Annotated in this window: 28 protein-coding genes; 24 read left to right on the forward strand and 4 right to left on the reverse strand. The window is 47.1% G+C overall.

The features are described 5' to 3' along the window. The first annotated feature begins 162 nt into the window (after positions 1-162). The 5 genes from DXA13_RS04285 (at position 163) to DXA13_RS04310 (ending at position 3,733) form a co-directional block, all read left to right on the forward strand. Positions 163-444, forward strand: coding sequence for a zinc-ribbon domain-containing protein (locus tag DXA13_RS04285; RefSeq protein ID WP_181995522.1), 282 nt, complete (start codon positions 163-165; stop codon positions 442-444). Continuing rightward, positions 408-1,784, forward strand: coding sequence for a hypothetical protein (locus tag DXA13_RS04295; protein WP_181995523.1), 1,377 nt, complete (start codon positions 408-410; stop codon positions 1,782-1,784). Before DXA13_RS04285 ends, DXA13_RS04295 begins: the two co-directional genes overlap by 37 nt. Continuing rightward, complete coding sequence (locus DXA13_RS04300; RefSeq protein ID WP_118242076.1) at positions 1,778-2,092, forward strand: hypothetical protein; 315 nt, start codon at positions 1,778-1,780, stop codon at positions 2,090-2,092. Before DXA13_RS04295 ends, DXA13_RS04300 begins: the two co-directional genes overlap by 7 nt. Positions 2,093-2,114: 22 nt before the next feature. Then, positions 2,115-2,975 carry a YARHG domain-containing protein gene (locus DXA13_RS04305; RefSeq protein WP_118242077.1) on the forward strand — a complete coding sequence of 287 codons (861 nt, stop codon included), beginning with the start codon at positions 2,115-2,117 and terminating at the stop codon, positions 2,973-2,975. 98 nt (positions 2,976-3,073) lie between these two features. Beyond that, the gene (locus DXA13_RS04310; RefSeq protein ID WP_118242078.1) at positions 3,074-3,733 is read left to right on the forward strand and encodes an N-acetyltransferase; all 660 of its coding nucleotides are present in this window, start codon (positions 3,074-3,076) and stop codon (positions 3,731-3,733) included. 171 nt (positions 3,734-3,904) lie between these two features. Here DXA13_RS04310 and DXA13_RS04315 read toward each other — a convergent pair whose 3' ends face one another. The 3 genes from DXA13_RS04315 to DXA13_RS04325 form a co-directional block, all read right to left on the reverse strand. After that, positions 3,905-4,330, reverse strand: coding sequence for an aspartate carbamoyltransferase regulatory subunit (locus DXA13_RS04315; RefSeq protein ID WP_118242079.1), 426 nt, complete (start codon positions 4,328-4,330; stop codon positions 3,905-3,907). Further along, entirely contained in the window at positions 4,324-5,247 is a 924-nt protein-coding gene (gene pyrB / locus DXA13_RS04320) for an aspartate carbamoyltransferase (protein WP_118242137.1), read from the reverse strand. The genes DXA13_RS04315 and pyrB overlap by 7 nt, the downstream gene beginning before the upstream one ends. A gap of 233 nt (positions 5,248-5,480) precedes the next feature. Further along, positions 5,481-5,678, reverse strand: coding sequence for a hypothetical protein (locus DXA13_RS04325; protein WP_118242080.1), 198 nt, complete (start codon positions 5,676-5,678; stop codon positions 5,481-5,483). 223 nt (positions 5,679-5,901) lie between these two features. Here DXA13_RS04325 and DXA13_RS04330 point away from each other — a divergent pair, with 223 nt between their 5' ends. Both DXA13_RS04330 and DXA13_RS04335 read left to right on the forward strand, forming a co-directional pair. Beyond that, positions 5,902-6,750 (forward strand): hypothetical protein, encoded by an 849-nt coding sequence (locus tag DXA13_RS04330; protein WP_118242081.1) that lies wholly within the window; start codon positions 5,902-5,904, stop codon positions 6,748-6,750. Between the two features lie 121 nt (positions 6,751-6,871). After that, the gene (locus DXA13_RS04335) at positions 6,872-7,636 is read left to right on the forward strand and encodes an effector binding domain-containing protein (RefSeq protein ID WP_243008966.1); all 765 of its coding nucleotides are present in this window, start codon (positions 6,872-6,874) and stop codon (positions 7,634-7,636) included. 30 nt (positions 7,637-7,666) lie between these two features. Here DXA13_RS04335 and abc-f read toward each other — a convergent pair whose 3' ends face one another. Beyond that, the gene (gene abc-f / locus DXA13_RS04340) at positions 7,667-9,577 is read right to left on the reverse strand and encodes a ribosomal protection-like ABC-F family protein (RefSeq protein WP_118242083.1); all 1,911 of its coding nucleotides are present in this window, start codon (positions 9,575-9,577) and stop codon (positions 7,667-7,669) included. Positions 9,578-9,736: 159 nt separating this feature from the next. Here abc-f and DXA13_RS04345 point away from each other — a divergent pair, with 159 nt between their 5' ends. From DXA13_RS04345 to DXA13_RS04410, 17 genes are all read left to right on the forward strand, one after another. Beyond that, a complete protein-coding gene (locus DXA13_RS04345; RefSeq protein ID WP_118242084.1) occupies positions 9,737-10,402 on the forward strand; it encodes a redox-sensing transcriptional repressor Rex in 666 nt (221 codons plus the stop codon). Next, entirely contained in the window at positions 10,399-10,773 is a 375-nt protein-coding gene (gene acpS / locus DXA13_RS04350; RefSeq protein ID WP_118242085.1) for a holo-ACP synthase, read from the forward strand. Before DXA13_RS04345 ends, acpS begins: the two co-directional genes overlap by 4 nt. Positions 10,774-10,791: 18 nt before the next feature. Then, entirely contained in the window at positions 10,792-12,321 is a 1,530-nt protein-coding gene (locus DXA13_RS04355; RefSeq protein ID WP_118242086.1) for an NAD(P)H-hydrate dehydratase, read from the forward strand. A gap of 218 nt (positions 12,322-12,539) precedes the next feature. Then, positions 12,540-13,745, forward strand: a complete 1,206-nt coding sequence (gene alr / locus DXA13_RS04360) for an alanine racemase (RefSeq protein WP_347559690.1) — start codon at positions 12,540-12,542, stop codon at positions 13,743-13,745. Positions 13,746-13,947: 202 nt separating this feature from the next. Next, entirely contained in the window at positions 13,948-14,295 is a 348-nt protein-coding gene (locus tag DXA13_RS04365; RefSeq protein ID WP_118242139.1) for a type II toxin-antitoxin system PemK/MazF family toxin, read from the forward strand. Between the two features lie 246 nt (positions 14,296-14,541). Continuing rightward, complete coding sequence (locus tag DXA13_RS22775) at positions 14,542-15,012, forward strand: DUF21 domain-containing protein (protein ID WP_347559691.1); 471 nt, start codon at positions 14,542-14,544, stop codon at positions 15,010-15,012. After that, entirely contained in the window at positions 14,979-15,842 is an 864-nt protein-coding gene (locus DXA13_RS04370; RefSeq protein ID WP_347559692.1) for a hemolysin family protein, read from the forward strand. The genes DXA13_RS22775 and DXA13_RS04370 overlap by 34 nt, the downstream gene beginning before the upstream one ends. An 89-nt stretch (positions 15,843-15,931) precedes the next feature. After that, complete coding sequence (locus DXA13_RS04375) at positions 15,932-16,663, forward strand: YebC/PmpR family DNA-binding transcriptional regulator (protein WP_118242140.1); 732 nt, start codon at positions 15,932-15,934, stop codon at positions 16,661-16,663. 115 nt (positions 16,664-16,778) lie between these two features. Continuing rightward, on the forward strand, positions 16,779-17,738 hold the full coding sequence (locus tag DXA13_RS21495; RefSeq protein WP_243008967.1) for a M28 family peptidase: 960 nt from the start codon (positions 16,779-16,781) through the stop codon (positions 17,736-17,738). Beyond that, positions 17,726-18,769, forward strand: a complete 1,044-nt coding sequence (locus tag DXA13_RS21500) for a hypothetical protein (protein ID WP_243008968.1) — start codon at positions 17,726-17,728, stop codon at positions 18,767-18,769. The genes DXA13_RS21495 and DXA13_RS21500 overlap by 13 nt, the downstream gene beginning before the upstream one ends. Positions 18,770-18,782: 13 nt before the next feature. Then, positions 18,783-19,415, forward strand: a complete 633-nt coding sequence (locus DXA13_RS04385; protein WP_118242087.1) for a GNAT family N-acetyltransferase — start codon at positions 18,783-18,785, stop codon at positions 19,413-19,415. A 21-nt stretch (positions 19,416-19,436) separates the two neighbouring features. Further along, entirely contained in the window at positions 19,437-20,084 is a 648-nt protein-coding gene (locus tag DXA13_RS04390; protein ID WP_118242088.1) for a bifunctional 2-keto-4-hydroxyglutarate aldolase/2-keto-3-deoxy-6-phosphogluconate aldolase, read from the forward strand. A 280-nt stretch (positions 20,085-20,364) separates the two neighbouring features. Then, positions 20,365-21,396 carry a sugar kinase gene (locus DXA13_RS04395; RefSeq protein ID WP_118242089.1) on the forward strand — a complete coding sequence of 344 codons (1,032 nt, stop codon included), beginning with the start codon at positions 20,365-20,367 and terminating at the stop codon, positions 21,394-21,396. 68 nt (positions 21,397-21,464) lie between these two features. After that, positions 21,465-22,025, forward strand: coding sequence for an AzlC family ABC transporter permease (locus DXA13_RS04400; protein ID WP_347559693.1), 561 nt, complete (start codon positions 21,465-21,467; stop codon positions 22,023-22,025). Beyond that, positions 22,022-22,183: a hypothetical protein gene (locus DXA13_RS22780; RefSeq protein ID WP_347559694.1), complete on the forward strand. Its 162-nt coding sequence runs from the start codon at positions 22,022-22,024 to the stop codon at positions 22,181-22,183. The genes DXA13_RS04400 and DXA13_RS22780 overlap by 4 nt, the downstream gene beginning before the upstream one ends. Then, entirely contained in the window at positions 22,180-22,491 is a 312-nt protein-coding gene (locus DXA13_RS04405; protein WP_118242090.1) for an AzlD domain-containing protein, read from the forward strand. The genes DXA13_RS22780 and DXA13_RS04405 overlap by 4 nt, the downstream gene beginning before the upstream one ends. Positions 22,492-22,707: 216 nt before the next feature. After that, positions 22,708-24,012 (forward strand): MFS transporter, encoded by a 1,305-nt coding sequence (locus DXA13_RS04410; RefSeq protein WP_181995524.1) that lies wholly within the window; start codon positions 22,708-22,710, stop codon positions 24,010-24,012.

Below are 24,012 nucleotides of genomic sequence, written 5' to 3' on the forward strand. Positions count from 1 at the left end.
GCTTCTTTTTTTGGAAAAATTTAAAAACGGCTGCCGCGATAGTATGACCAATGGAGGAGGATTTCATCTGCCGCTCTTTTCCTTGAAATTGTTTACTTTATTGTCGAAACATGGTAAAATTATCAGTAAAATCCGGAGTAATTATCAGGGAGGAAAATGAGTATGAAATGTATACAGTGCGGTGCGGATCTGGAAGACGACAGCTTATTCTGTCCGAATTGCGGAGCAAAATGTGAAAAGGAGCCGGAACCACAGGGGCAGGCGTTCAGCCAGTATGGGGGAACCCAGCAGAGTATGGTGTTCTGTCCAAACTGTGGCCAGCAGGTAACAGCGGATACCGTATTTTGTCCGAACTGCGGGCAGCAGATCGGAGCGGCGGTTTTGCCTGCGGCAGGCGGTAAGAAAAAGTGGCTGATACCGGCGGCAATAGCGTCGTGCTTATAGCGGCAGTTGGAATCGGCGGACTGATAATCGGAGCATTTTCCGGTTCAGGATCGAAAAAAGCCAACAGGGAAAAGCTGGCTTACATAAAGGATGACGGTCTCTACTACACAAATCTCAAGAAGCTGAAAAAAGATCCTGTGGAGTTTACGGATGAGTTGGCAGAAGACAGCCGGGACTACAGCTTTTCTGGGATTATGATACCAACGAACGTACTTGAATTTTCGAAGGACGGAAAATACTGCTATTATCCGGACCGGATCGACTCTGGCGGCGCTTTCCGCCTGATGAAAAAAAAGATCGGGAGCAAAAAGGACAGCGAAAAAATCGACAGCGACGTGAAGTCTTTTAAGGTAGAAGAATCAGGAATGGTCATTTATCAGAAAAAGAATGACGCTCTTTACGCCTGGGACGGAAAAGAAAAGATCAAACTGGATTCCGATGTGGCATACTATAAAGTTGCGAAGGAAGGCGGGGCCGTCATATGGGAGATACAGGATGGAGAGGAGTATAAACTTTATTATCAGAAACCGGGAAAAAAGGGTGAAAAGAAGAAACTCGAAAGCGGTGTATCGGAGATACTGGATACGAATGACGACTTCAGCAGAATCATTATTTTAAAGAATGACGCCGTTTATCTGATTGAAAAGCAGGGAGAGAAGGTTAAGCTGGCAGGCGATATTCTCGATGTCAAGGGGATGAATGCAGATGATTTGACCTTTTACTATACAGCGGAAGCAGACCAGATCATGACTGCGGCTGACTATGTGGCCGATGATGTCGGTCAGGACACATATGATTCTTATCGGTATGACAGCTTGCGGAAAGATCTGCGGGAGAGGGAAATCCAGGACGGCACGAAGGAGCTGTACTATTTTAATGGCAAAGAAAAACAGCTGATCAGCAACAGGGTAAAGCAGATCAATTTCAGCGGACAGGGCGTGATGATTTACGGACAGCCGGAAGAAGAGGATATACCTAAGCTGCGCCTGTCGGAAATCTATACGGCCGGAGACGTGGAGAGTTATGTCAGGGAAGCTCAGGACGATCTGGAATTATACCTTATAGCAGGCGGGGAGAGCAAGGCTCTGAATGCAGATTCTCTTCAGAGGTTCAAAAACGATAAGGATAATAAGCTGATCTATGCTCTGGAAGGCTTAAATGACGAAGAAGAACGGGATCTCGTCACCATCAATTATGGAAAAGGCAAATTCGGAGAAATAAAGACGATTGACGAAGATGTGGAAAATTTGGAAGATCTGTTCAACGGTTCCATATATTATTATAAGGATCTGACCGCTATGGGTATTCGGGAGATCTATACCGCGATGGGGAAATGGTGATCTCGGACGTGGCCTGCGGTTCTGTGACTGCGGTTCCGGACAGTGATAAAGTCGTATGTATTACAGACGGAAGTATGGATAAGTACAGAGGCACGTTGACGATGGTCGGAGGAAAAAAGGCGGAGAATATAACGGATGATGTGACATTTTATGATGTTATCGGAGAAAAATCTATTCTAATGCTGACAGATTACAATTTAGACAGAAGCAGAGGGGATTTGAAATATTTCGGAGGAAAAGAGCTTAAAATGGTAGATTCCGACGTATCCGGTTTTTTCAGCATTGGCAATGCCAAAGAATGCCCGTAGCGTGGTATAGGAGGTAAGGGAAATGAGATGTCCAAGATGCGGAAGCGAGGTATCAGAAAACGCAAAATTTTGTCCAAAATGTGGAAATGTTATGAAAATTACGTGCCCGTCCTGCGGAAGGATTCATCCGGCAGGAACGAAGTTCTGCAGCGGGTGCGGAACGACGCTGCAGTCTGATTCGGAAACAGGCGGACAGGGAATAAACGGTTCGCAGTTTCAGAAACAGGGAGGCGTGAATCCGCCTCCAAGAAGAGGGAAAACAGGGCTCGTTATTTTTCTGGTCATATTTGGAATATGCATGGTCGGCGCAGTGGGCACAGGTGCGTATTTTTTCCTTCGTCCCCAGCCCAAAACGGTAATGGTGGGATCGAGGGAGAAAAAGGAAGAGATAAAAGAAACGGAGAAACAGACAGAGAAGGCAAAAACAGCGGCGGAGGAAACGTCATCGATGGGTATGGAATCCCTTCCGTCGACGGAACCTAATGTCCCCACTACACCGGCGTATATCCCGCCTACAACTGCATATGTGCCGCCTACAACTGCTTATGTTCCTCCTGCTAACCAGCCGACTTTTTCCGGCAATATCCCACAGACGGCTCCTGCCGTGCAGAGCAGCGATTATGTAATGCCGTACAGTTCCAGCAGATATCTGACATCGGCAGATTTCGCGGGATTTACGAAAGACCAGCTCCGGCTTGCCAGGAATGAAATCTATGCACGTCACGGAAGGACGTTCAGCGATCAGGACCTTCAGAATTATTTTAACAGTAAAACATGGTATTATGGAACGGTGGCACCCGAGAATTTCAATGCCAACGTACTGAATGATTATGAGAAAAAGAACCTTCTGTTAATCAAAGATATAGAAAAGCTGTTTAATTAAATGTTTTAGGAAGGATTGGCGAGTGGCGATCATAGGGCGGCAGGAATTTTTTGTGTTATTCGGGGCATGATAAAATAAAAATAAATGAGGAATATCAAATGGATGAGCGTATTACAATCAGAAATGAGACGGAAGCCGATTACAAGACGGTGGAGGAAATAACAAGAAAAGCATTTTGGAATTTATATATTCCCGGATGTATCGAACATTATCTGGTTCATATCATGAGGCCGCATAAAGATTTTATACCGGAACTGGATCTGGTCATTGAACGGAATCAGAAGGTTGTCGGAAATATCATGTATACAAAAGCAAAGTTAGTGGATGAATCGGGCTATGAAAAAGAGATACTGACCTTTGGACCTGTCAGCATTTTGCCGGAATATCAGCGGAAGGGATATGGCAAAGAACTGATGGAATATTCTTTTAGAATAGCAATCGAGCTTGGCTATGATACGATCGTAATTTTCGGCGACCCGAATAATTATATCAGCCGCGGTTTTAAGAGCTGTAAAAAGTATAATGTATGCCTTGAAAATGGGACATTTCCAACGGCTATGATGGTAAAAGAGCTGAAAGCAGGGGCATTGGACGGAAGAAAATGGGTTTACCGTGACAGTCCTGTATTTGATGTGGATGAACAGGAGGCTCAGTTGTTTGACGGGCAATTCGAAAAGCTGGAGAAAAAGTACCAGACGAGTCAGGAAGGATTCTATATATACAGCCATTCCAATGTACAGGAACATGGGATGGAATAAGCGGGTGCAATTAAAAAAGAGGATGTTGTAAAAAGTCGAATTAGCTATGCTACTGATACCAGTTCCGTTCCGGGCAGTGGCCCAAGTCACTACATCTGGTATCAGTGACAATGCTCTATTCCTTTTTACAGCACCCTCTTTTCATTACATGGGAAAGAACGTCTAGAAAGTTTATTTTCCGTATTTTTCCTCGCAGTAGAGGCAGCGGTAAACTTCGTTTTTTTCATCTGCAAGATAGAAAATATGAGGAAGTTCCTGCTCAATAGAAGTAATACAGCGCGGATTTTTGCAGTGGATCACATTGGTGATACGATTTGGAAGCTTCAGCTGCCTTTTTTCCACGATCGTATTGTTGCGGATGATATTAACCGTGATATTATGATCGATGTATCCAAGAGCGTCCAGATCCAAGGTGTCCAGACTGCCTTCGATTTTGATAATATCCTTGCGGCCCATCTTGTTGCTTTTTGCATTCTTAATAATGGCAATCTGACATTCCAGATGTTCAAGGCCGAGATTGCGGTAAATCTCCATGCTCTTTCCTGCCTGGATATGATCCAGGACAACGCCTTCGCTTAATCCGCTGATATTCAACATGATTTTCCCTCCTCCAGTAAAGTCATGATAAGTGCCATTCTGACGTACACACCGTACTGTGCCTGCTTAAAGTATGCAGCCCTTGGGTCTGAATCAACCTGTACGGAAATTTCATTGACTCTTGGAAGGGGGTGAAGGATGTACATATCATCTTTGGCCAGTTTCATTTTATCTTTTGTCAGAATATAGGAATCCTTTAAACGGATATAGTCTTCTTCGTTAAAGAAACGTTCCTTCTGCACACGAGTCATGTAAAGGATGTCCAGTTCAGGAAGCGCGGCATCCAGATTATCGACTTCAAGGAAATCCACATTGTTTGCGACTAATACATCTTCTCTTACATAGCTGGGAACACGCAGCTCCTGAGGTGAGATGAGGACGAAGCGGATTCCGGTATATCTTACGAGTGCATTAATGAGGGAGTGTACGGTACGTCCGAACTTTAAGTCTCCACACAGGCCAATTGTCAGATGGTCCAGACGGCCCTTTAATGAGCGGATCGTCAGAAGATCGGTCAGCGTCTGTGTCGGATGCTGGTGGCCGCCGTCCCCTGCATTGATGACCGGAATCTGGGAAAATTGGGAAGCTACCCTGGGAGCACCCTCCTTCGGATGGCGCATAGCGCAGATATCTGCATAGCAGGATACGACACGGATGGTATCCGCAACGCTTTCGCCCTTTGCAGCGGAGCTGGCGTCCGCAGAAGCGAATCCGAGTATGCTGCCTCCTAAGTTGAGCATGGCGGCTTCAAAGCTTAAACGCGTTCTTGTACTGGGCTCATAGAAAAGCGACGCCAGTTTTTTGCCCTCACAGGCATGTGCATATTTTTCGCGGTGTGTTTCGATATCATTGGCCAAATCAAGCAGATCGTTGATTTCATCCACGGTTAAATCCAGTGGGTTCAGTAAATGTCTCATAATATCCTCCTTATAAGTATCTTCAGAGATCGTCTTCCGGCCAAAATCAAGGCAGAAGAAGCTACAGGATCCGTACAAAAGAAAAGCCATCTCCTCTCACAGTGGAACAATAATACCTCTGTGAAAAGTGATGGCACATATTCAAAATTGATCGGTTTACTTCGGAACATACGAAATCCTCCCTGACATTTTTTCCATTATAGTCTATATGTCGGAAAATGTCTACCGGTTTTTCAATTTTCTTTATCTCTAATTTTTAATACCATCTGCCAGGCATAAATGATTACGGGAATAACGATCGTGCAGAAGAGAGAGGCCATGAGCAGCCGAGGCGTATTGGGGCTTCCTGTAAATGCCAGGATCAGAGTTGCGAGATAGAGCAGCGCAATGAGTACGACGGCTGTCAGTGCCAGAATTCTTTTTCCATTCATAATCTGCTTAGTCCTTTCTATATAAAAAATACTGCAGTTCCAACGGCGCCTATAAAATATCGTAAGAAGATTGTACTATACTTTTTAAAAACTGTATAGTAAAATAAGTAGAAAAGCGCTGCTGTTTACAGGCGTCATTTCGTTTCCTGCGCATTGTAAAGCATGATGCGGGGCACGGAGTGAACAGGAAAAAAGCAGAATCCTTGCTGAAAGGAGGGGCTTTATGAGATGGAACAGGCGAAGAGCGGTGATCCTTTTACTGGCTCTTTTTATAATATTTCCAACGTGCCGTGCCAGAGCCGACAGTAGTGATGAGGCGAAGGAAAAACCGTATCACGGCTGGTATACGGATATTAAAACAGGTAAGCGGTATTATTATGATAAGAATGGAGAACTGCATTACGGGTGGCTCCGCTACACGGGAGACTGGTATTATTTTACAGTTCTGGGAAACATGGTAAACGATGGTTACCGAAGCATAGACGGAGAACAGTATTTCTTTTATAATACAGGGCAGTTGGCAGCCGGCACGTATGTAGGGCTTCATTATATGAATGAGAATGGCGTCCATGTGGACGAGCATGATATACGACTCATAGGAAATGGCGATGTCACCATGTATGACAGAGATATGATCACGGATGCCCTGTACTACGTGCCGCAGAAGTGGGTAACCAGATTTGTGAAGGAAGACTGGGAGTTGATGTATTATACGAAAAAGGCGTATCTGGAGGCGCCTGATACGAACCTTGGAATCTATTATGTATATCACAAGCTGGATCCTACATATAAGAAGCTGAAATTTACAAAGCCTGATGATCTGGTCAGAGGATTCGGAGAATATATCGGCTATACGCTGGGACTGTACAGAGAGGGAAATGAGGATATGGCTGTTATGTGGGGGGATGAGATGACGGTAGCAGAGATGGCTGATATCCCGAATTATTATGAAGACGACCCGGCTTTTTACTTCGGCATCCTGTGCAAGCTTTACTGGGATTCGGAGACGACGAAAGAGCTGGAAGAGGCGGCCCCTGATACGTATGCCGTCTTGAAGGATCTCCTTCAGTAATGCGCCGTGCTGCCGTAACACATGGCAGTAACACGTCATCTCACAGCACAAAAAGTCAGGAAAAAGTATCTGTGATCCGTTAAGATCAGTACATACGGAAGGGGCGAGAGGATGGATTGGATTGCAGGTATTCAGTATTCTGTGCGGGTTTACGCTGGGAGAATACGTTCGGAACAGAAGGCTGTCGCTTGCAGGAAGTGAAATAGTAAACTCCGGTCAGAAAATCATTGATATTGCATTAAAGTATGGTTATGACACGCCGGAAAGCTTCGGCAGGGCATTTACCCGCTTCCACGGGATATCGCCTTCGCAGGTAAAGAATAAAAATGCAGGTTTAAAATCCTTTTCACGACTTTCTGTAAAACTTATCTTAAGCGGAGGAAATACGATGGATTACAGAATCGAAACGAAGAAATCAGTCCAACTGATTATGAGAAAGAAAAAAGTTTCCGGAAGTCAGGAGCTTACGGCTGCAGAGATAGCGGAATTCTGGCGGCAGTGCAGCATGGACGGTACGATTGAGTCGTTGTGTAAGTACATTTCTGAGGACAATATTTTCGGCGGCTGCGTTGTAGGAGCCAGCTTCGGAACGGATGCGTCAGAGGAAGCGTATCCGTATGCAATTGGTGTGGTGTATAACGGCGCACCTATAAAAGAGGAAAACCTCGTTGTAGAGGAAATCCCGGCGCATACCTATGTTGTGTTCCGATGTGCAGGAAAGATGCCGGAGGCGTTCCAGCGGCTGTATCAGCAGATTTCCAGCGAATTTTTCCCGTCAAGCGAGTATCAGCCCTGCGGCGGAACTGATTTCGAAGCATATCCGTCGACAGACATATCGTCTCCGGAGTACTGCTGTGAAATATGGGTAGCGGTTGAGAAAAAATGAGAAGAATTAAGAGAAAGAGGAGGAGCCTGCCTATTCGGCAAGCTCCTCCCATTTTTTATACAGATTTTCCAGCTGTTCGGCAATCGCCTGCTTTTCCAGGTTCAGTTCAGCCAGTCGGACATGGTCCGTATAGACGTCTTCCTGTACGAGAAGAAGGTCGATTTCGCCGTCACGGTCCTCCAGCATGAGAATCTCTTCTTCCGTCCTCTTCAGCTCGTTCTGGCGTTTTCGGATACGCGCCTGCTCCTCTTTCTGAGCCTTCCAGTCCAACTTTGTATCAGTTGCCGCATTTGCTTCCTCTTTTTCATCGGTAGGAGAGAGGTATATGCGCTCCATCAATTCTTTCTTTTCCAGATAATAATCATAGTTTCCTATATAGTTAATCAGTTTCCGGCCGGTCAGATCCAGAATTCTGGTAGCGGTCCGGTTGATAAAGTATCGGTCGTGGGATACGTACAGCACGGTTCCAGTGTAATTAACGAGAGCATCCTCCAGAATCTCTTTGGAGGTGATGTCCAGGTGGTTGGTCGGCTCATCGAGAATCAGGAAATTGGCTTCTGACAACATAAGCTTGGCAAGGGAGACGCGGCCTCGTTCACCGCCGCTTAAATCGGAGATGCGTTTGAATACGTCGTCCCCTGTAAAGAGAAATGCAGCCAGTATATTGCGGACCTGAGTGTTATCCATGTTCGGATATGTATCCTGAAGCTCGTCAAAGAGCGTTTTTTCCATGTGAAGAACCTGATGCTCCTGATCATAATAACCGATGTGAACACGGGACCCCAAGGTGATTTCGCCGGTATCAGGCTCCATAAGTTCATTGATAATCTTAAGGATTGTAGTTTTACCCGTACCATTCGCGCCGATGACGGCAACCCGTTCTCCCCGCTGGACATCCATGTCAACATGGGAAAAAAGCGTCTGATTACCAAAGGATTTGCTCAGATTGCGCACCGTGAGAACGTCATTTCCGCTGGTGATATTTGGCTCCAGGCGAATGCGCATCTCGTCGTTGACTTCTGCCGGCTTGTCCAGCAGTTCGATTTTATCCAGCATTTTTTCCCGGCTTTCCGCCCGTTTAATGGATTTTTCCCTGTTGAATGACTTTAATTTTGCGATCACTTCCTGCTGATGTCGAATTTCCTGCTGCTGATTCATCCAGGCTTTAATCTGAGCGTCGCGGATCATGGAGCGCTTTTGGCGGTAATCGTCATAATTGCCGGAGAAGACTGTGGAGTGACCGTTGTCCAGTTCCACAATTTTGCTTACCACCCGGTTTAGAAAATAGCGGTCATGGGCGACGATGATGACGGCTCCCGGATAATTTAGAAGATATGTTTCCAGCCACGTAATCGATTCCATGTCCAGATGGTTGGTCGGCTCGTCCAGCATAATGATGTCCGGACGGGTCAGCAGAAGTTTGCCGAGAGATACACGTGTCTTCTGACCTCCGGAAAGCATGGAGATGGATTTTGAAAAATCATTCTCTGAAAAGCCCAGGCCTTTGAGGACGCCGGTTACTTCGCTTTTCCATGCATATCCGTTCTGGAGCTCGAACTCATGATTCAGCCTGCTGTATTGGGAGAGAAGCTCCTCCAGCTGATCGCCTTCTGCATGTTTCATTTCCGTCTCCAGGGAGCGGATTCGCGCCTCCATTTCGATGACAGGACGCTTTACTTCCAGCATTTCGTCAAAAATGGAACGGGAACTGGACAGGTCCTGGTGCTGGGCGAGATAACCCATGGTCTTTCCTTTTGCGAGGACGGCTTCCCCTTCATCGGCAGAAAGCTCACCGATAATAATTTTTAACAGGGTGGATTTGCCGGCTCCGTTAATTCCGACAATCGCCGCCTTTTCATGATCCTCTATATGGAAAGAGACTTTCGACAGCACCTGATTGCCGCTGAAAGCCTTACTGATGTTGCTGCATGATAATATCATGGAGAATTCCTCCTGTTCATTTACGTAAAAGTCAGGTTAAGTATAATATAGGTTGTGTATTTTTTCAAGGATACAAATTGTTTGACATTTATTTGACATATAGCTATAATAGAATGTAGCAAAGTATTTTTAGTATTTCTAGGCAGGAGGGCGATTGTTGTGGCAGAAAAAGATATTTCAAAGGCAGTCATTTCCAGGCTTCCAAGGTATTACCGTTATTTAGGAGAACTTATGGAAGACGGAGTGGAAAGGATTTCCTCGAATGAGCTTAGTCTCAAGATGAAGGTAACAGCGTCCCAGATACGTCAGGATCTTAATAATTTCGGTGGCTTTGGACAGCAGGGATATGGTTATAATGTCAAATACCTGTATACGGAAATCGCAAAAATCCTGGGAATAGACAGACAGCATAACTTAATTATTATCGGTGCAGGAAATCTGGGACAGGCGATTGCCAATTATGCAAATTTTGAAAAACGTGGTTTTGTGATAAAAGGAATGTTCGACATTAATCCGCGCCTGATCGGACTGGTGGTACGTGGAATCGAAATCCGCGGCGTGGATGATCTGGACCATTTTATTGTAGAAAATAACGTTCAGATGGCTGCGCTTACCATTCCTAAGACGAAAGCGCCGGAGATCGCAGACAGGCTGGTAAAGGCAGGAATCAAGGCAATCTGGAATTTCGCTCATGTAGATCTGGTCGTTCCGGACGATGTCGTCGTAGAGAATGTTCATCTTTCCGAAAGCCTGATGAGGCTTTCTTACCGCGTATGCAGCCTTCAGGATCAGCAGAAGGAAAAAGAGGAAAATAAGAAGGCATGATAGCAGGTGTCGGGACCGATATGGTCGAAATCAGCAGGATCAGGAAGGCGTGTGAGAGGCAGTCTTTCCTGGAACGCGTTTATACAGAAGAAGAACGCCGGCAGGCCGGGGATAACTATTCCCGGCTGGCCGGCAGTTTTGCTGTCAAAGAGGCGGTTTCGAAAGTGTTTGGAACAGGTTTCCGGTCTTTTTCCCCATGCGATATCGAGGTGTTGCGGGATGAGAAAGGGAAACCGTATGTAAGACTGTATGGCGGGGCAGACGAATGTTTTCGATCCATGGGGATGATCAGAATAGAGGTATCCATAACGAATACAAAAGAATACGCCATGGCCTTTGCCGTAGGGGAACGGGCAGAGACGAAAATATAAAGAAAACAGGAGGAGCGTATGAAGTATCTTGTAAGCAGCAGACAGATGAAGGAGATTGACAGATATACGATTGAAGAAATCGGTATTCCCTCTCTTGTGCTTATGGAGAGGGCGGCCATGAAGGTGGCAGAGGAGGCTGAGAAGCTCTCTAACCTGTCCGACGAGATACTTTCCGTATGCGGTACGGGCAACAACGGAGCAGATGGTGTTGCAGCCGCGCGGATGCTGAAGCAAAAAGGATACCGCGTGTCTGTCCTGCTGGCCGGAAACAGGGAACGCGGTACAAAGGAGCTGAGATTGCAGCTGGACATAGCGGAAAAGCTGGATGTACCTGTCATGGAATTCGGTGAATTCCTTCCTGGAAAATGTGATATTCTGATCGATGCGGTGTTCGGCGTAGGACTTGGGAGACCGATTGAGGGAAAATATAAAGAACTGATTGAGGTGCTTAAGAACCTTTCTCCAAAGAAAACAATCGCTGTCGATATTCCTTCCGGAATCCATGGGGACAGTGGAGCCGTGATGGGCTGTGCTCTGCCGGCTGACGTGACGGTGACATTCGGATATGAGAAACTGGGAACGGCCCTCTATCCTGGCAGGGATTACAGCGGAAAGGTGATTGTGGCTGACATCGGTTTTCCGGAAAAGAGCAGGGAGCATATAGGAGCGGCTGCATTTGCAATGGAGAAAGGAGATTTGGCAGAAATACCGCGCCGTCCTTCTTATTCCAACAAGGGAACCTTTGGAAAAGTACTGATTGTTGCAGGCGCAAAGAACATGGGAGGGGCGGCTTATCTTTCCGCACTGGCAGCATACAGGGCGGGCGCAGGACTGGTGAAGGTACTGACGGCTGAGGAAAACCGACTTGTTATTCAGGAAAAGCTGCCGGAGGCTGTTGTAATTACATATAATACCGGCATTATTATGGAAAATCCGGAAGAAAGGAACCGCTTTTCCATTCTGGTGGAACGGGAGTGCCGGCAGGCGGACGCCGTTGTTCTGGGACCCGGCCTCAGCCAGGCGCACTATGTCAAAACAGTAGTGGAAAATGTCCTCAGCTTCGTCTGTTCCCCTGTTATACTGGATGCGGACGGCCTGAATACAATCGCCGAATACCCGGAACTGACAGGGTATTATACGGAAAATGTCATCATTACGCCTCATCTTGGCGAAATGGCAAGGCTTACTGGAAAGACGGTATCGGAGATACGGGAAAACCTGCTGGAAACGGCTGTCAATTACGCAGGGAAGTTCGGAATTACCTGTGTTTTAAAGGACGCAGCCACTGTAGTAGCCGATAAGGAAGGAAAGATATCCGTGAATAAAAGCGGCTGCAGTGCCATGGCAAAGGGCGGTTCCGGCGATGTTCTGACCGGTATGATTGCAGCACTGATTGCTCAGGGAATGGAAGAATCGGCAGCAGCCCGTATGGGCGTCTATCTTCACGGCCTGTGCGGGGAGAGAGCGGCTGCGAAGGCAGGAGCGTATGGAGTTCTGGCGCATGAAATTGCAGATGAAGCAGGAAATGTATTGAAGAAACTGGGCTAGTTGTGGTATGATTTCAGATAACTGTTCAGGACGGCGGGAATGTGAGTGCAAAAACGAGAGCCAAGCTTGTATACTGGCAGGTTTTTGTGCTCACATTTCCATTGGGGACCCATATGCTTTTTGCATGACCGTAAGCCATTTGGGAACATGCATCGTGCTGAACCGACATGCTTTTATTTTATAAAAAAGTTATATCATCCGGGAGGAATGAAGCAGATATGGAAATTTCAAATATAGATACAGAGGCACTTTCATACAGGATAAAACGATATGAAAGGGGCTACCTGACGGTAGATCTGGACGCTGTGGTAGGAAACATGAAATCCATGGCGGAAAATCTGGAAGACGGCGTAGGAATGATCGGAATTGTAAAGGCTGACGGATATGGCCACGGAGCGGTTAAAATAGCCCAGACGATCAGTCCCTATGTGGAGTTTATGGCGGTAGCAACGGCTGATGAAGCCATTATTTTAAGACGTCATGGGATTGATAAACCGATTCTGGTCCTCGGAGTGACGGGAGAGAACCGATTCTCAGAACTGCTGGAATATGATATACGTCCAACCATTTTCCAATATGAAAAAGCTGAGAAATTGTCAAAAACAGCAGTGAGCATGGGGAAGAAGGGGAAAATTCATCTGGCGGTCGATACGGGAATGAGCCGTATCGGTATGATGCCCGACAGTAAATCCCTCGAAATGGTCCGGAAGATGAGCCGCCTTCCCGGAGTTGAACTGGAGGGCATATTTACGCATTTTTCCAGGGCGGATGAGACAGATAAAGGATGTACAAACGAACAGTATGTCAAATTCTCTTCGTTTATATCGGAGCTGGAAGAGAGTGGAATTCATATACCTGTGCGCCACTGTGCCAACAGCGCCGGAATCATTGATTTAAAGAGTATGAATATGGATATGGTACGCGCCGGAATCTCCATCTACGGCCTGTATCCGTCGGATGAAGTAGTTAAAAAACTGGTTCCCCTTCAGCCGGTTATGGGCTGGAAGAGCTTTGTGAGCTATGTGAAAACGGTGCCGGAGGGAACGCCGGTAAGCTACGGAGGCACCTTTGTTACGGAAAAGGAGACGATAGTCGCTACGGTGCCGATCGGATATGCCGACGGATATCTGCGCAGCCTGTCCGGCGTCGGAAGCGTTCTGATTCACGGGCAGCGGGCACCGATTCTTGGCCGGATATGCATGGACCAGATGATGGCCGATGTAAGCGCAATTGAAGATGTAAAAGAAGGGGACTGCGTCACCCTGATCGGTAAGGACGGGAATGAGGAGATTACGGTGGAAGAGCTGGCTGAACTAAGCGGCGGATTTCATTATGAAATACTCTGTACCGTGGGAAAACGGATTCCGAGAGTCTATTATACGGACGGAAAACCGGTCGATGCAAAGGATTATTTCTTTGAATAGTTTTAAAGATTAGGAAAAACACAGGTCACAGGTCACTGTCATATGATAAATAAGGCGCACGTAACCGGGCGGTCTTCGAACAGGACCGCGTCGGAAAAATGTGCTGGCAGAATATGGCGAAAGCAGTCGGATTTTTTGTGAATAGGCGCTCTTTGCAGGGGCAATACTAAAAGAAGGAATTCGATTGACGGAGTGTGAGACAGTGATAATCAGACGCGGAGATATTTATTATGCAGATTTAAGACCTGTGGTAGGTTCAGAACAGGGCGGAGTGAGGCCTGTGCTTATTATACAGAACGACATTGGAAACAAGCACAGCCCGACAGTCATTTGTGCGGCGATTACGTCCAGGATGAATAAGGCAAAGCTTCCGACTCATGTCGAACTGGATACGAAAAAATGTGCCATGGTGAAGGACTCTGTCATTCTTCTTGAACAGCTGCGCACCATTGATAAACAAAGGCTGAAGGAAAAAATATGCCATATTGATGATGAACTTCAGGAGAAAGTGGACTGTGCATTAATGATCAGCCTTGATCTTACTACATAGTCCGGAGGCAGAAATGAAAAAAAGGCTTTTAATGCCGGTTAAGAAAAGAAAAAGACTCAGAAGCATATTCCGTATGGTTTCTGGGTCTTTTTGCGCAGCACAGAAAGTCCGCACAAACGGAAACGATTGACGAAAAAAGACAAATCTGCTATATTTCTAATATACTACAGAGACAAAGGGGTGCTGCAGGTATCTGCGGCACTCCTTCAAGTTGTAAAGGTAAATCCAAAGGAGTAAAATTATATCATGGACAGTGAGTATTCGGGGATAAAAATACTGATTTTCCTCATTTTCGTTCTGCTGGAGGCATGCTTTTATGGTTTCGGGGCAGCCATTCAGAACGTAAACACATCGGAACTGGAAGAAGAGATGGAAAGCGGAAGCAAAAAGGCAAGAGAGCTCCTTCGTATTGTAAACAGGCCAACCAGGTTCGTTAATGCAATCCAGGTGCTTACCAATCTTGCTGCCATGGCCGTGGGAGCCTATCTGCTGGAAGGCACGCTTCCTGGAGTGCCTTTTCCTTCTGCCGTATTAAAGGGGCTGGAGGGAATTATCTGCATTATTCTGATTGTAAGCTTCGGAATCGTGATCCCGAAAAGATGCGCAGCCAAGAACCCAAAGGCATGGGGATATGCAGTGATCAAGCCGGTGCTGGCCGCTGCTGGCCTGCTTCGGCCGGTGGTGTGGATTGTAACAGGATCTGCTGGGTATGCCTGAAGCTCGTAGGGATCGATATGTCGGCCAGTCAGGAGAATGTGACGGAAGAAGACATCATGTCCATGGTGAACGAAGGGCATGAACAGGGCGTTCTGGAGGCCAGCGAAGCGGAGATGATCACGAATATCTTTGAACTGGATGACAAGAAAGCGGAAGAAATCATGACCCACAGAAAAAATGTGGTGGCGCTGGACGGAACGATGTCTCTTAAGGACGCCGTACATTTTATTCTGGAAGAAGGTTATAATTCCCGTTTTCCCGTCTACGGAGAAGATATTGACGATATAATCGGTATTCTGCATATGAGGGATGCTCTCGTATTTTCTGAAAAGCAGAAATATGCAGACATGCCTTTGAGGGATGTGCCGGGGCTTCTGAGAGAGGCTCATTTCATACCGGAAAGCCGTAATATTAACACGCTGTTCAAGGAGATGCAGTCTCAGAAGATCCATATGGAAATCGTGATTGACGAATACGGTCAGACGGCCGGAATCGTAACGATGGAAGATATTCTGGAGGAAATCGTAGGAAATATTCTGGATGAATACGATGAAGAGGAAGAATTTATAAGGCCTCTGGAAGACGGCTCTTATATCATAAACGGTATGGCATCTCTGGACGAACTGGGAGACACACTGGAGATTACCTTCGACGAGGAGGATGAGGAAGGATATGAGACGGTCAATGGATTTCTGATTTCAAAACTGGACCGGATTCCGGGAGAGGACGAGAAGCCGGAGATTATTTACGGAGGATACCGCTTTAAGGTGCTTAAGGTGGAAAACAAGATGATCAGCATCGTGAAAGTAATAAAGGAAGCGTCTGATTAATACTTGCCATTGGCAGAAAATGATGATAGAATACAAAAGATGTACATTTATGGATGAAAAAAGAGGAAAGAAAAGGAGAGGAATACGTTATGTCAGGACATTCCAAGTTTGCCAATATTAAACATAAGAAAGAGAGAAATGATGCAGCGAAGGGCAAAGTCTTCACCGTCATTGGAAGAGAAATTGCAGTTGCAGTCAAGGAAGGCGGACCAGATCCTGCAAACAACAGCAAGCTGCGCGATGTGATCGCGAAAGCAAAAGCCAACAACATGCCGAACGACACGATAGACAGAGGCATTAAGAAAGCGGCTGGAGATGCCAATTCCGTTAACTATGAAGTAATCACATATGAAGGATACGGTCCGAGCGGCGTTGCGATTATCGTGGACACTCTGACTGACAATAAAAACCGTACGGCCGCAAATGTGAGAAGTGCGTTTACAAAGGGCGGCGGCAATGTAGGAACACCTGGTTGTGTATCCTATATGTTTGATAAAAAAGGCCAGATTATTATAGACAAGGAAGAATGCGACATGGATCCGGACGAGCTGATGATGGTGGCTCTCGATGCAGGCGCAGAGGACTTTTCAGAAGAAGAGGACAGCTATGAAGTGCTGACGGCACCGGAAGATTTCAGTGCTGTACGCGAAGCCTTGGAAGCAGCCGGTATTCCGATGGCTGAGGCAGACGTAACCATGATTCCTCAGACATGGGCAGAGCTTACTTCGGAAGAAGATATCAAGAAGATCAACAGAATTCTGGACCTTCTGGATGAGGATGACGACGTTCAGGCTACTTACCATAACTGGGACGAGGAATAATCCGTCGGAAATAACAGAATACACATAATCAGGGGAGTGCTGCAGGTTTCTGCAGCACTCCCTGTAAATTGTAAACGAGTTTATACTTGAAGATGGGGAAAATGAGATGAAAGACATGAAACGGAAATTTTTCGAAGCGGTGGATGCAGACGCTTCTTATCGCTTTGCAAAAAAAATGGAAACCTACAGGACGAATCCTGTTCTTGGCTTTCGAACAGCAGGTTCAGAGGCGGAACGGATGACGGGGGAGATGATCCGTGAAGAGATGGAACGGATCGGGCTTGCCGACATCCATAAGGATGAAATACATCTGGATTCCTGGGAATTTAAAAAGGCCGTAATGCGATATGAAGACCATACGGGAAGGGTGTTTGAATTTCAGCTGGGAGCCTATCAGACGGATTTCCATACGGAAGGCTTTCAGGAGTTCCCCGTAGTTTACCTGGGAAAGGGAACGGCAGAGGAGTACAAAGGCCGTGATGTGAAAGGGAAAATTGTACTTGTGGATATCAACCAGAGAGAGGAATGGTGGATTAACTTTCCCGTTTACCAGGCGCATTTAAAAGGAGCGGCGGCTCTTGTGGCGGTACAGGAAAACGGGTACGGAGAAATTGATGATACCTCCCTGAATGCCCAGGATATTGCCGGGCCGGCAGACGCTCCGGCATTCTCCATGTCCAGAGCGGATGCCAATGTTCTGAAGACCGCCCTGAAAGAGGAAGAGGAGATCGTGGTATTGTTTGATGCGGAATCATCTGTCAGAAAGGATCAGCTTTCCTATAACGTCTGGGGTATTATCCCAGGGGAGGAAGAAGACAATAAAATACTTTTGACAGCCCACTATGATTCTTACTACAGCGGATTCCAGGATGACAACTGTGCAGTTGCCATGATGCTGGGAATCGCCGAGGCCTTTCTGAAAATCGGATACAGACCGGAAAAAACGCTCATATTCTGCGCTATGGCCGCGGAAGAATGGGGGATTGTGGATTCCAAGTACGACTGGTCCACCGGCGCCTGGCAGCAGATGTTTAAAATCAGCCTCAGTGGCAGGGGGAAGTCATGGCAAATCTGAATTTTGAACTTCCGGCCCATGTACATGGAAAGAAGGGGGCTGTCAGAGGAACATATGAATATTACGGATTTCTGAAGGCATTTCTGGAGAATCTGCCGGATGAACTGGACGTCAAAAGGATATATCCGGAAGGCATCGAAGTGAGGGAACCGGTAGAAACATGGTCGGATGATTTCTCCATTGCAATTTCCGGAGTTCCGTCTATGGTGAACGAATTCAGTGCAGGGAGTTTTATGGAAACCCACTATCATTCCCAGTTTGACAACGACAGCTATTATGATAAAGACGTATATCTCTTTAACCACAAACTGTTCGGCCTCCTTGTCATGGCCTTTGACGAGCTCTCCGTTGCACCTGTAAATCTGAAACGCTTGTTCCAGGCGGTCAGAAGGAGTGTGAAGCCGGTGACTGGCAAGGAAGATCAGGAAGGTCTGCGGCGTCTGATGGACCGGCTGGATGAGGCGGAGATAATGGGAGACCGACTGTACCGCCGCGTAACTGCAGTTAACAGAAGGGAAGAGCAGATCAGCAGAGGCGAACGGATGAATCTTCAGCGCCGTCTGCTGCGCCTCTTCCGAAAAGGACAGGATTCCTTTGTGAGGCTGGATTGGAAAGATTCTGTTCTGTTTCCGCAGGAGGCCGTGCAGAACAATCTGCGATACCTGCAAAAAGCAGAGGAATGTCTGAAACAGATGGACGGAGAAGGAGCATTGAAAGCTATTTATCAGATCGATAATAATTCCTATGCGTTCCAGTTTGACGAAGAAGTATTTCTGCACTTTACGGAATACGTCCTGACTCAGGAAAAAGACAGGCTGCAGTGGGGAGCCGGAAGAATTGTCCATCACGAGAATCTGTTCGGCGTGGTTGCCGGACTCAGAAACAAGGTGAAACACGGGCAGACCGATTTTACAGAAGAAAGAAACATTCTGAAAGCGGTAGAAGAAAAACAGCAAATATGTTATGATGATGACATCCGATATATGGTACAGGCAGTAGACGTCATGATTGACGAAATGAAAAAGGCTTAAAAGAGGTGTAATAATGGAAAGCCAGAAGTTGTACCGGGTGCAGAAAGAGGACCTGCCGAAGCTCAGGGAGCTTTTGACGCAGTGCTTTGCCGAAGATCCCCTGTATCTGAGCCTGATTCCTGATGAAGAGACAAGGAAACGGCTGCTCCCGGAATTATTCGAATGCGATTTGACGGAATTTTTCGAAATCTGCAAGATTTACGCGGACAGTCCAAAACTGAACGGTATCTTGGTCGTATCGGACGGCTCAGAGGAATATAATCCGGTTCAGTATTTTCTCACTGAGGCAAAAGCTTCCCTGAAGACGGATGAATATCTGATTAAAGAAGACAGAAGCTTTAAGACGTTTTGGAATTTTGTAATCGGACGTGATTATCTAAATTCCAGCTGGACGGACCAGCTTCATAGGGAGGAACGGCTTCATATCATTTATCTGGCTGTCAGGCCGTCCATGCAGCATCATGGAATATCTGCGTATTTGATGAATGAAGCGATCGCATATGCGGAGAATAAGAAAATGATGATTTCCCTGGAAACCCATAATGAAAAAAATGTAACGCTTTACCAGCATTTTGGATTTAAAATATTCGGAATTGTGGAGAAACACTTCCGGCTGAAACAGTATTGTATGGTAAGAGAGCTATAGAGAGGCGAAAGGAGAAGGCGAATGAAAAAAGAACAGGTTATTGCGAAGATGAAAGAAGAGGGGCTTGTAGCCGTTGTGCGTGCGGAGAGCAAGGAGAAAGGCGAACGGGTGATCGACGCCATTGTGGAAGGCGGCATCCATTTTATAGAAATCACCATGACTGTCCCTAAAGCGATGGAGATTATTGAAGCGATGGTTGACAAATACAGCAGCAGGCCGGAAATTGTCATCGGCGCCGGTACGGTTCTGGATGGGGAGACGGCCAGAATGGCGATTCTGGCAGGAGCGTCCTATATCGTCGGACCGGGATTTAATCTGGATATGGTTAAGACATGCAACCGCTATCGTATTCCTGTCATACCTGGCGTAATGACGCCTACAGAGGCAGTCACTGCCATGGAAGCCGGCTGTGATATCCTGAAAATATTCCCGGGCAACGTGCTGGGGCCTGGCGCGATCAGCTCATTCCGCGGACCCCTTCCCCAGGGAGAGTTCATGCCTACGGGAGGCGTGGACGTGGATAACGTAGAGAAATGGATGAAGGCAGGCGCCTGTGCAGTCGGTACGGGCAGCAGCCTGACGAAAGGCGCCAAAACCGGCGACTACGCGGCAGTTACCGCGAAGGCCAGGGAATTCGTAGAGGTCGTTAAAAAAGCGAGAGGCCAGTAATTCCGGCGCATTCGAAAGGAAAACAACACATGCTCAGGGGGTGCAGCCAAAAGCAGCTGCAGCCCCTGATTGTTACGAGCACTTAACGGTCGTCTTATGACCGTTTACGTGCGATACATGCAAAGCACTTAGCGAGGTATTGTCGAGCTTAGTGGTTTGTATTGTTACGAGACTTAACGGCCGTCTTATGGCCGTTTACGTGCGATACATGCAAAGCACTTAGCGAATAATCCATGCCGTCCGGGCAGAAATTGAGAAGAAGTTGAGAGGAGTATAGGACATGGCGAAAATCGTAACTATGGGAGAAATCATGATGAGGCTTTCAACACCGAATCATGAGAGGTTCATACAGGCGGATGAATTTGAGGTGAATTACGGCGGTGGAGAGGCGAATGTGGCGGTATCCCTGGCAAATTACGGCCACGAGACGGATTATGTAACAGCTGTTCCCGGCAATCCTATTGGAGAATGCGCCGTGGCCGCTCTCAGAAAATATCATGTAGGGACAAGCCATATTGCCAGATGGGGCGAACGGCTGGGGATTTATTTTCTGGAAAGCGGAACGGCTATGAGGCCGTCCAACGTCATCTATGACAGGGCCGGTTCCTCCATTTCAGAGGCTCCTGCGGAGCTTTTTGATTTTGATCAGATTTTTGAGGGAGCGGACTGGTTTCACTTTACAGGAATTACGCCGGCCCTTGGGGAAAGAGCGGCTGAACTGACAAAAAAGGCACTTCAGGCGGCAAAAGCCCATCAGGTTACGGTTTCCGTAGATCTAAACTACAGAAAAAAACTGTGGTCTCCAAAAGAGGCGCAGAACGTTATGACAGACCTCATGCAGTATGTGGATGTCTGTATTGGAAACGAGGAAGATGCAGAAAAGGTTCTTGGATTTACACCGGAGGGAAGCGATGCTGCTGCGGCCCGCCTGGAACTTGACGGTTACCATACTATGTTTGAAAGAATGAAAGAGCGGTTTGGCTTCCGATACGTAGTGAGTTCTTTGAGGGAAAGCTACTCGGCGTCCCACAACGGTTGGTCCGCCTGTATATTGGACGGAAAGACTGGGGATTTTTATTACTCGACGAAATATACGATACATCCGATTGTAGACCGCGTCGGAGGCGGAGACGCCTTTGCGGCAGGGATTATCAGCGGACTGGCGGAAGGGATGGATATCCGGGGGACGCTGGAGTTCGCGGTAGCTGCTTCGGCATTAAAGCATACGATACATGGAGACTTTAATCTGGTAAGCAGGGAAGAGGTAGAAAAATTGGCGGGTGGAGACGGTTCCGGACGGGTGGACCGTTAGCAGTGAAAGCAGGAAGCCGGAAGATACGGCAGATGTAAGGAACACGGAAGACAAGGAAGGTAAGTAAGATGAACAGGAATGAGTTTATACAGGGCATGCGCCACGGAATCCCCATTTGTCTGGGGTATTTTTCTGTGTCGGCGGCTTTCGGAATGATGGCAGTATTATCAGGGATTCCCCTTTGGGTCGTTGTCATGATTTCACTGACGAATTTAACGAGCGCAGGACAGTTCGCCGGTGTGAATCTGATGCTGGCCGGGGGAACTTATCTGGAGCTGATAGTCAGCATGATTGTAATCAATATCAGATATTTTCTCATGTCATTGTCGCTGTCGCAGAAGGTAAATGAAAAAATGACATATCCCAAGAGGCTTGGAATCTCCTTCGGCATTACAGATGAGATATTTGCCGTTGCCATTCAGCACCCTGGTATGGTCACTGCTTCCTATATGGCCGGTCTGATCCTGCTTCCCGTCATTGGATGGACGGGCGGCACCTCGTGGGAGGCGCCGTTACAAGCATACTTCCGGAAAGTGTGTCCTCAGCCCTTGGAATTGCCCTGTACGGCATGTTTATCGCGATTATTATACCGGCGGCCAGATATCAAAAGGCGGTACTGTTCACCGTGATGATTTCAGTGGCAATGAGCGTGTGCTTTACATATCTTCCCCTGTTATCAGCTCTTTCCGGAGGCTGGGGAATTATCGTAATTACGGTAGCCGCCAGTGCGGTGGCCGCCCTGCTGTTTCCTTTGAAAACGCAGGAGCATCAGGAGGAAGAAGAATGAGTCTGACTTATATTTTAATCTGTGTTGCAATTATGGCCGGGACCACGTACCTGATCCGGGTCCTTCCAATGGTGATATTTAAGAAAAAAATAAAAAATATATTTATACAGTCCTTTTTGTTTTATGTACCGTATGCTGTGCTGTCAGCCATGACATTTCCGGCTATTTTTTCAGCAACCGGGTCCAAAATTTCCGCAGCAGCAGGCTGCGCCGTTGCGGTTGTGCTGGCTTATTTCAACAGAGGTCTGCTGACGGTCGCTGTAGGTGCGTCTCTGGCGGCCTGGATTGTACAGGCGGTCGGTTTATGATAAAGCAGGCAGCAAATGGAAAACAGAAATAGATGATAAAATTGAAACAGGAGGTGAAATAATGAAGCTCTGCATTGAAACAGCTCCATGCAAAGTCTGATTCCGGGACGAGGCTGCATGGAGACATGACGGGATGTTCCCGCCGTCAATCGTCCGGCCGGCTTTGCATTTTCAGTAAAATCCGAACTATGGAAATGAATGAAAAGGAGCAAAGTCATGATCGAATTATTAAATAAAACAGAAAAAATGTTTGGCGGGCTGGGCAGCTTCTTGCTGCTGTGGATTACACAGTCATTTTCGGCTTTTGGAAGCGCTATGACCAGCTTTGCCTTTGTGATATGGTCTTATGAAAAACAGGGTTCTGCCCTTACGACAGCCCTTCTTTCCATCTGTTCCTATGCGCCCTATGTGATACTGAGTATCTTTGCAGGCGCTTTGAGCGACAGATGGAACAAGAAAATTACCATGCTGATTTGTGACAGCTTTGCAGCTGTTACGACGGTGTTTGTATTTGTGCTCCTTCGGATGGGCGTGCTGGAAATCTGGCATCTCTATATTCTGAATGGACTGAACGGCCTTATGAATACGGTGCAGCAGCCTTCTTCCGATGTGGCGGTCAGCCTTTTAGTTCCTAAGAAATATTATCACAGAATCAGCGGAATGCGGGCGTTTTCAAATTCCCTGGTCACCGTACTGACGCCTATTTGCGCCGCGGCCATCCTGTCGTTTGCGGGAATCGAAGCCGTTATTTTCTTTGATTTGTTTACATTTTCTGCGGCCTTCCTTTCTCTGGCATTTCTGATCCGTATTCCATCAGGCGGGGGAGAGGAGAGGGAGCCGGTTATGAAGGCAGTCCGGTCTGGTTTGGAATACTTGAGAAATAACAGGGGGATACTGGACCTGATTCTGTTTCTTGCAGCAGTCAATTTCATCGCGTCGATGTATGAGGCGGCGCTTCCGGCCATGCTGCTGTCACGGGAAGAAGGAGGCCGGACGGCTCTGGGGCTGGTGAACATGTGCGCAGGCCTGGCAAATGTGGCAGGAAGCATCCTGGTATCGTTCAGCCAACCGCCGAAAAGCCGGATAAAGGTGATCTGCAACGGTCTGCTGTTTTCTATGGGTACAGAGAATTTTTTCCTGGCATTTGGAAAAAGTATTCCCGTATGGTGTTCCGGAGCGTTTTTAGGATGGCTGTTTATACCATTTATGAATGCCAGCATGGATGTGGTATTTCGGGAAACCATCCCCGTGTCCATGCAGGGACGCGTTTATTCCGCAAGAAATACGCTGCAGTTTTTTACGATTCCTCTGGGATATTTTATGGGAGGTTTTCTGACGGACTGTCTGTTTGAACCGATGATGAGGCGGATGGAACCTGGAAGTTTCATGGTCCGCATATTTGGGGAGGGAAAAGGTTCCGGAGCTGCGGTACTGTTTTTCTTCCTGGCCTGTACAGGCGTACTGGTCTGCCTGATTTTCCGAAGAGACAGGCATATTTGGAATCTGGAAAAGAAGAGATAA

It is taken from the genome of Clostridium sp. AM58-1XD, from assembly GCF_003464085.1.
GTDB lineage: Bacteria > Bacillota > Clostridia > Lachnospirales > Lachnospiraceae > Lachnoclostridium_A.

Coding starts and splice junctions, on each gene's coding strand:
- DXA13_RS04285 (WP_181995522.1), top strand. CDS start 163: ATGAAATGTATACAGTGCGGTGCGGATCTGGAAGACGACAGCTTATTC.
- DXA13_RS04300 (WP_118242076.1), top strand. CDS start 1,778: ATGGTGATCTCGGACGTGGCCTGCGGTTCTGTGACTGCGGTTCCGGAC.
- DXA13_RS04305 (WP_118242077.1), top strand. CDS start 2,115: ATGAGATGTCCAAGATGCGGAAGCGAGGTATCAGAAAACGCAAAATTT.
- DXA13_RS04310 (WP_118242078.1), top strand. CDS start 3,074: ATGGATGAGCGTATTACAATCAGAAATGAGACGGAAGCCGATTACAAG.
- DXA13_RS04315 (WP_118242079.1), bottom strand. CDS start 4,330: ATGTTGAATATCAGCGGATTAAGCGAAGGCGTTGTCCTGGATCATATC.
- pyrB (WP_118242137.1), bottom strand. CDS start 5,247: ATGAGACATTTACTGAACCCACTGGATTTAACCGTGGATGAAATCAAC.
- DXA13_RS04325 (WP_118242080.1), bottom strand. CDS start 5,678: ATGAATGGAAAAAGAATTCTGGCACTGACAGCCGTCGTACTCATTGCG.
- DXA13_RS04330 (WP_118242081.1), top strand. CDS start 5,902: ATGAGATGGAACAGGCGAAGAGCGGTGATCCTTTTACTGGCTCTTTTT.
- abc-f (WP_118242083.1), bottom strand. CDS start 9,577: ATGATATTATCATGCAGCAACATCAGTAAGGCTTTCAGCGGCAATCAG.
- acpS (WP_118242085.1), top strand. CDS start 10,399: ATGATAGCAGGTGTCGGGACCGATATGGTCGAAATCAGCAGGATCAGG.
- DXA13_RS04355 (WP_118242086.1), top strand. CDS start 10,792: ATGAAGTATCTTGTAAGCAGCAGACAGATGAAGGAGATTGACAGATAT.
- alr (WP_347559690.1), top strand. CDS start 12,540: ATGGAAATTTCAAATATAGATACAGAGGCACTTTCATACAGGATAAAA.
- DXA13_RS22775 (WP_347559691.1), top strand. CDS start 14,542: ATGGACAGTGAGTATTCGGGGATAAAAATACTGATTTTCCTCATTTTC.
- DXA13_RS04375 (WP_118242140.1), top strand. CDS start 15,932: ATGTCAGGACATTCCAAGTTTGCCAATATTAAACATAAGAAAGAGAGA.
- DXA13_RS21495 (WP_243008967.1), top strand. CDS start 16,779: ATGAAACGGAAATTTTTCGAAGCGGTGGATGCAGACGCTTCTTATCGC.
- DXA13_RS21500 (WP_243008968.1), top strand. CDS start 17,726: ATGGCAAATCTGAATTTTGAACTTCCGGCCCATGTACATGGAAAGAAG.
- DXA13_RS04385 (WP_118242087.1), top strand. CDS start 18,783: ATGGAAAGCCAGAAGTTGTACCGGGTGCAGAAAGAGGACCTGCCGAAG.
- DXA13_RS04390 (WP_118242088.1), top strand. CDS start 19,437: ATGAAAAAAGAACAGGTTATTGCGAAGATGAAAGAAGAGGGGCTTGTA.
- DXA13_RS04395 (WP_118242089.1), top strand. CDS start 20,365: ATGGCGAAAATCGTAACTATGGGAGAAATCATGATGAGGCTTTCAACA.
- DXA13_RS04400 (WP_347559693.1), top strand. CDS start 21,465: ATGAACAGGAATGAGTTTATACAGGGCATGCGCCACGGAATCCCCATT.
- DXA13_RS04405 (WP_118242090.1), top strand. CDS start 22,180: ATGAGTCTGACTTATATTTTAATCTGTGTTGCAATTATGGCCGGGACC.
- DXA13_RS04410 (WP_181995524.1), top strand. CDS start 22,708: ATGATCGAATTATTAAATAAAACAGAAAAAATGTTTGGCGGGCTGGGC.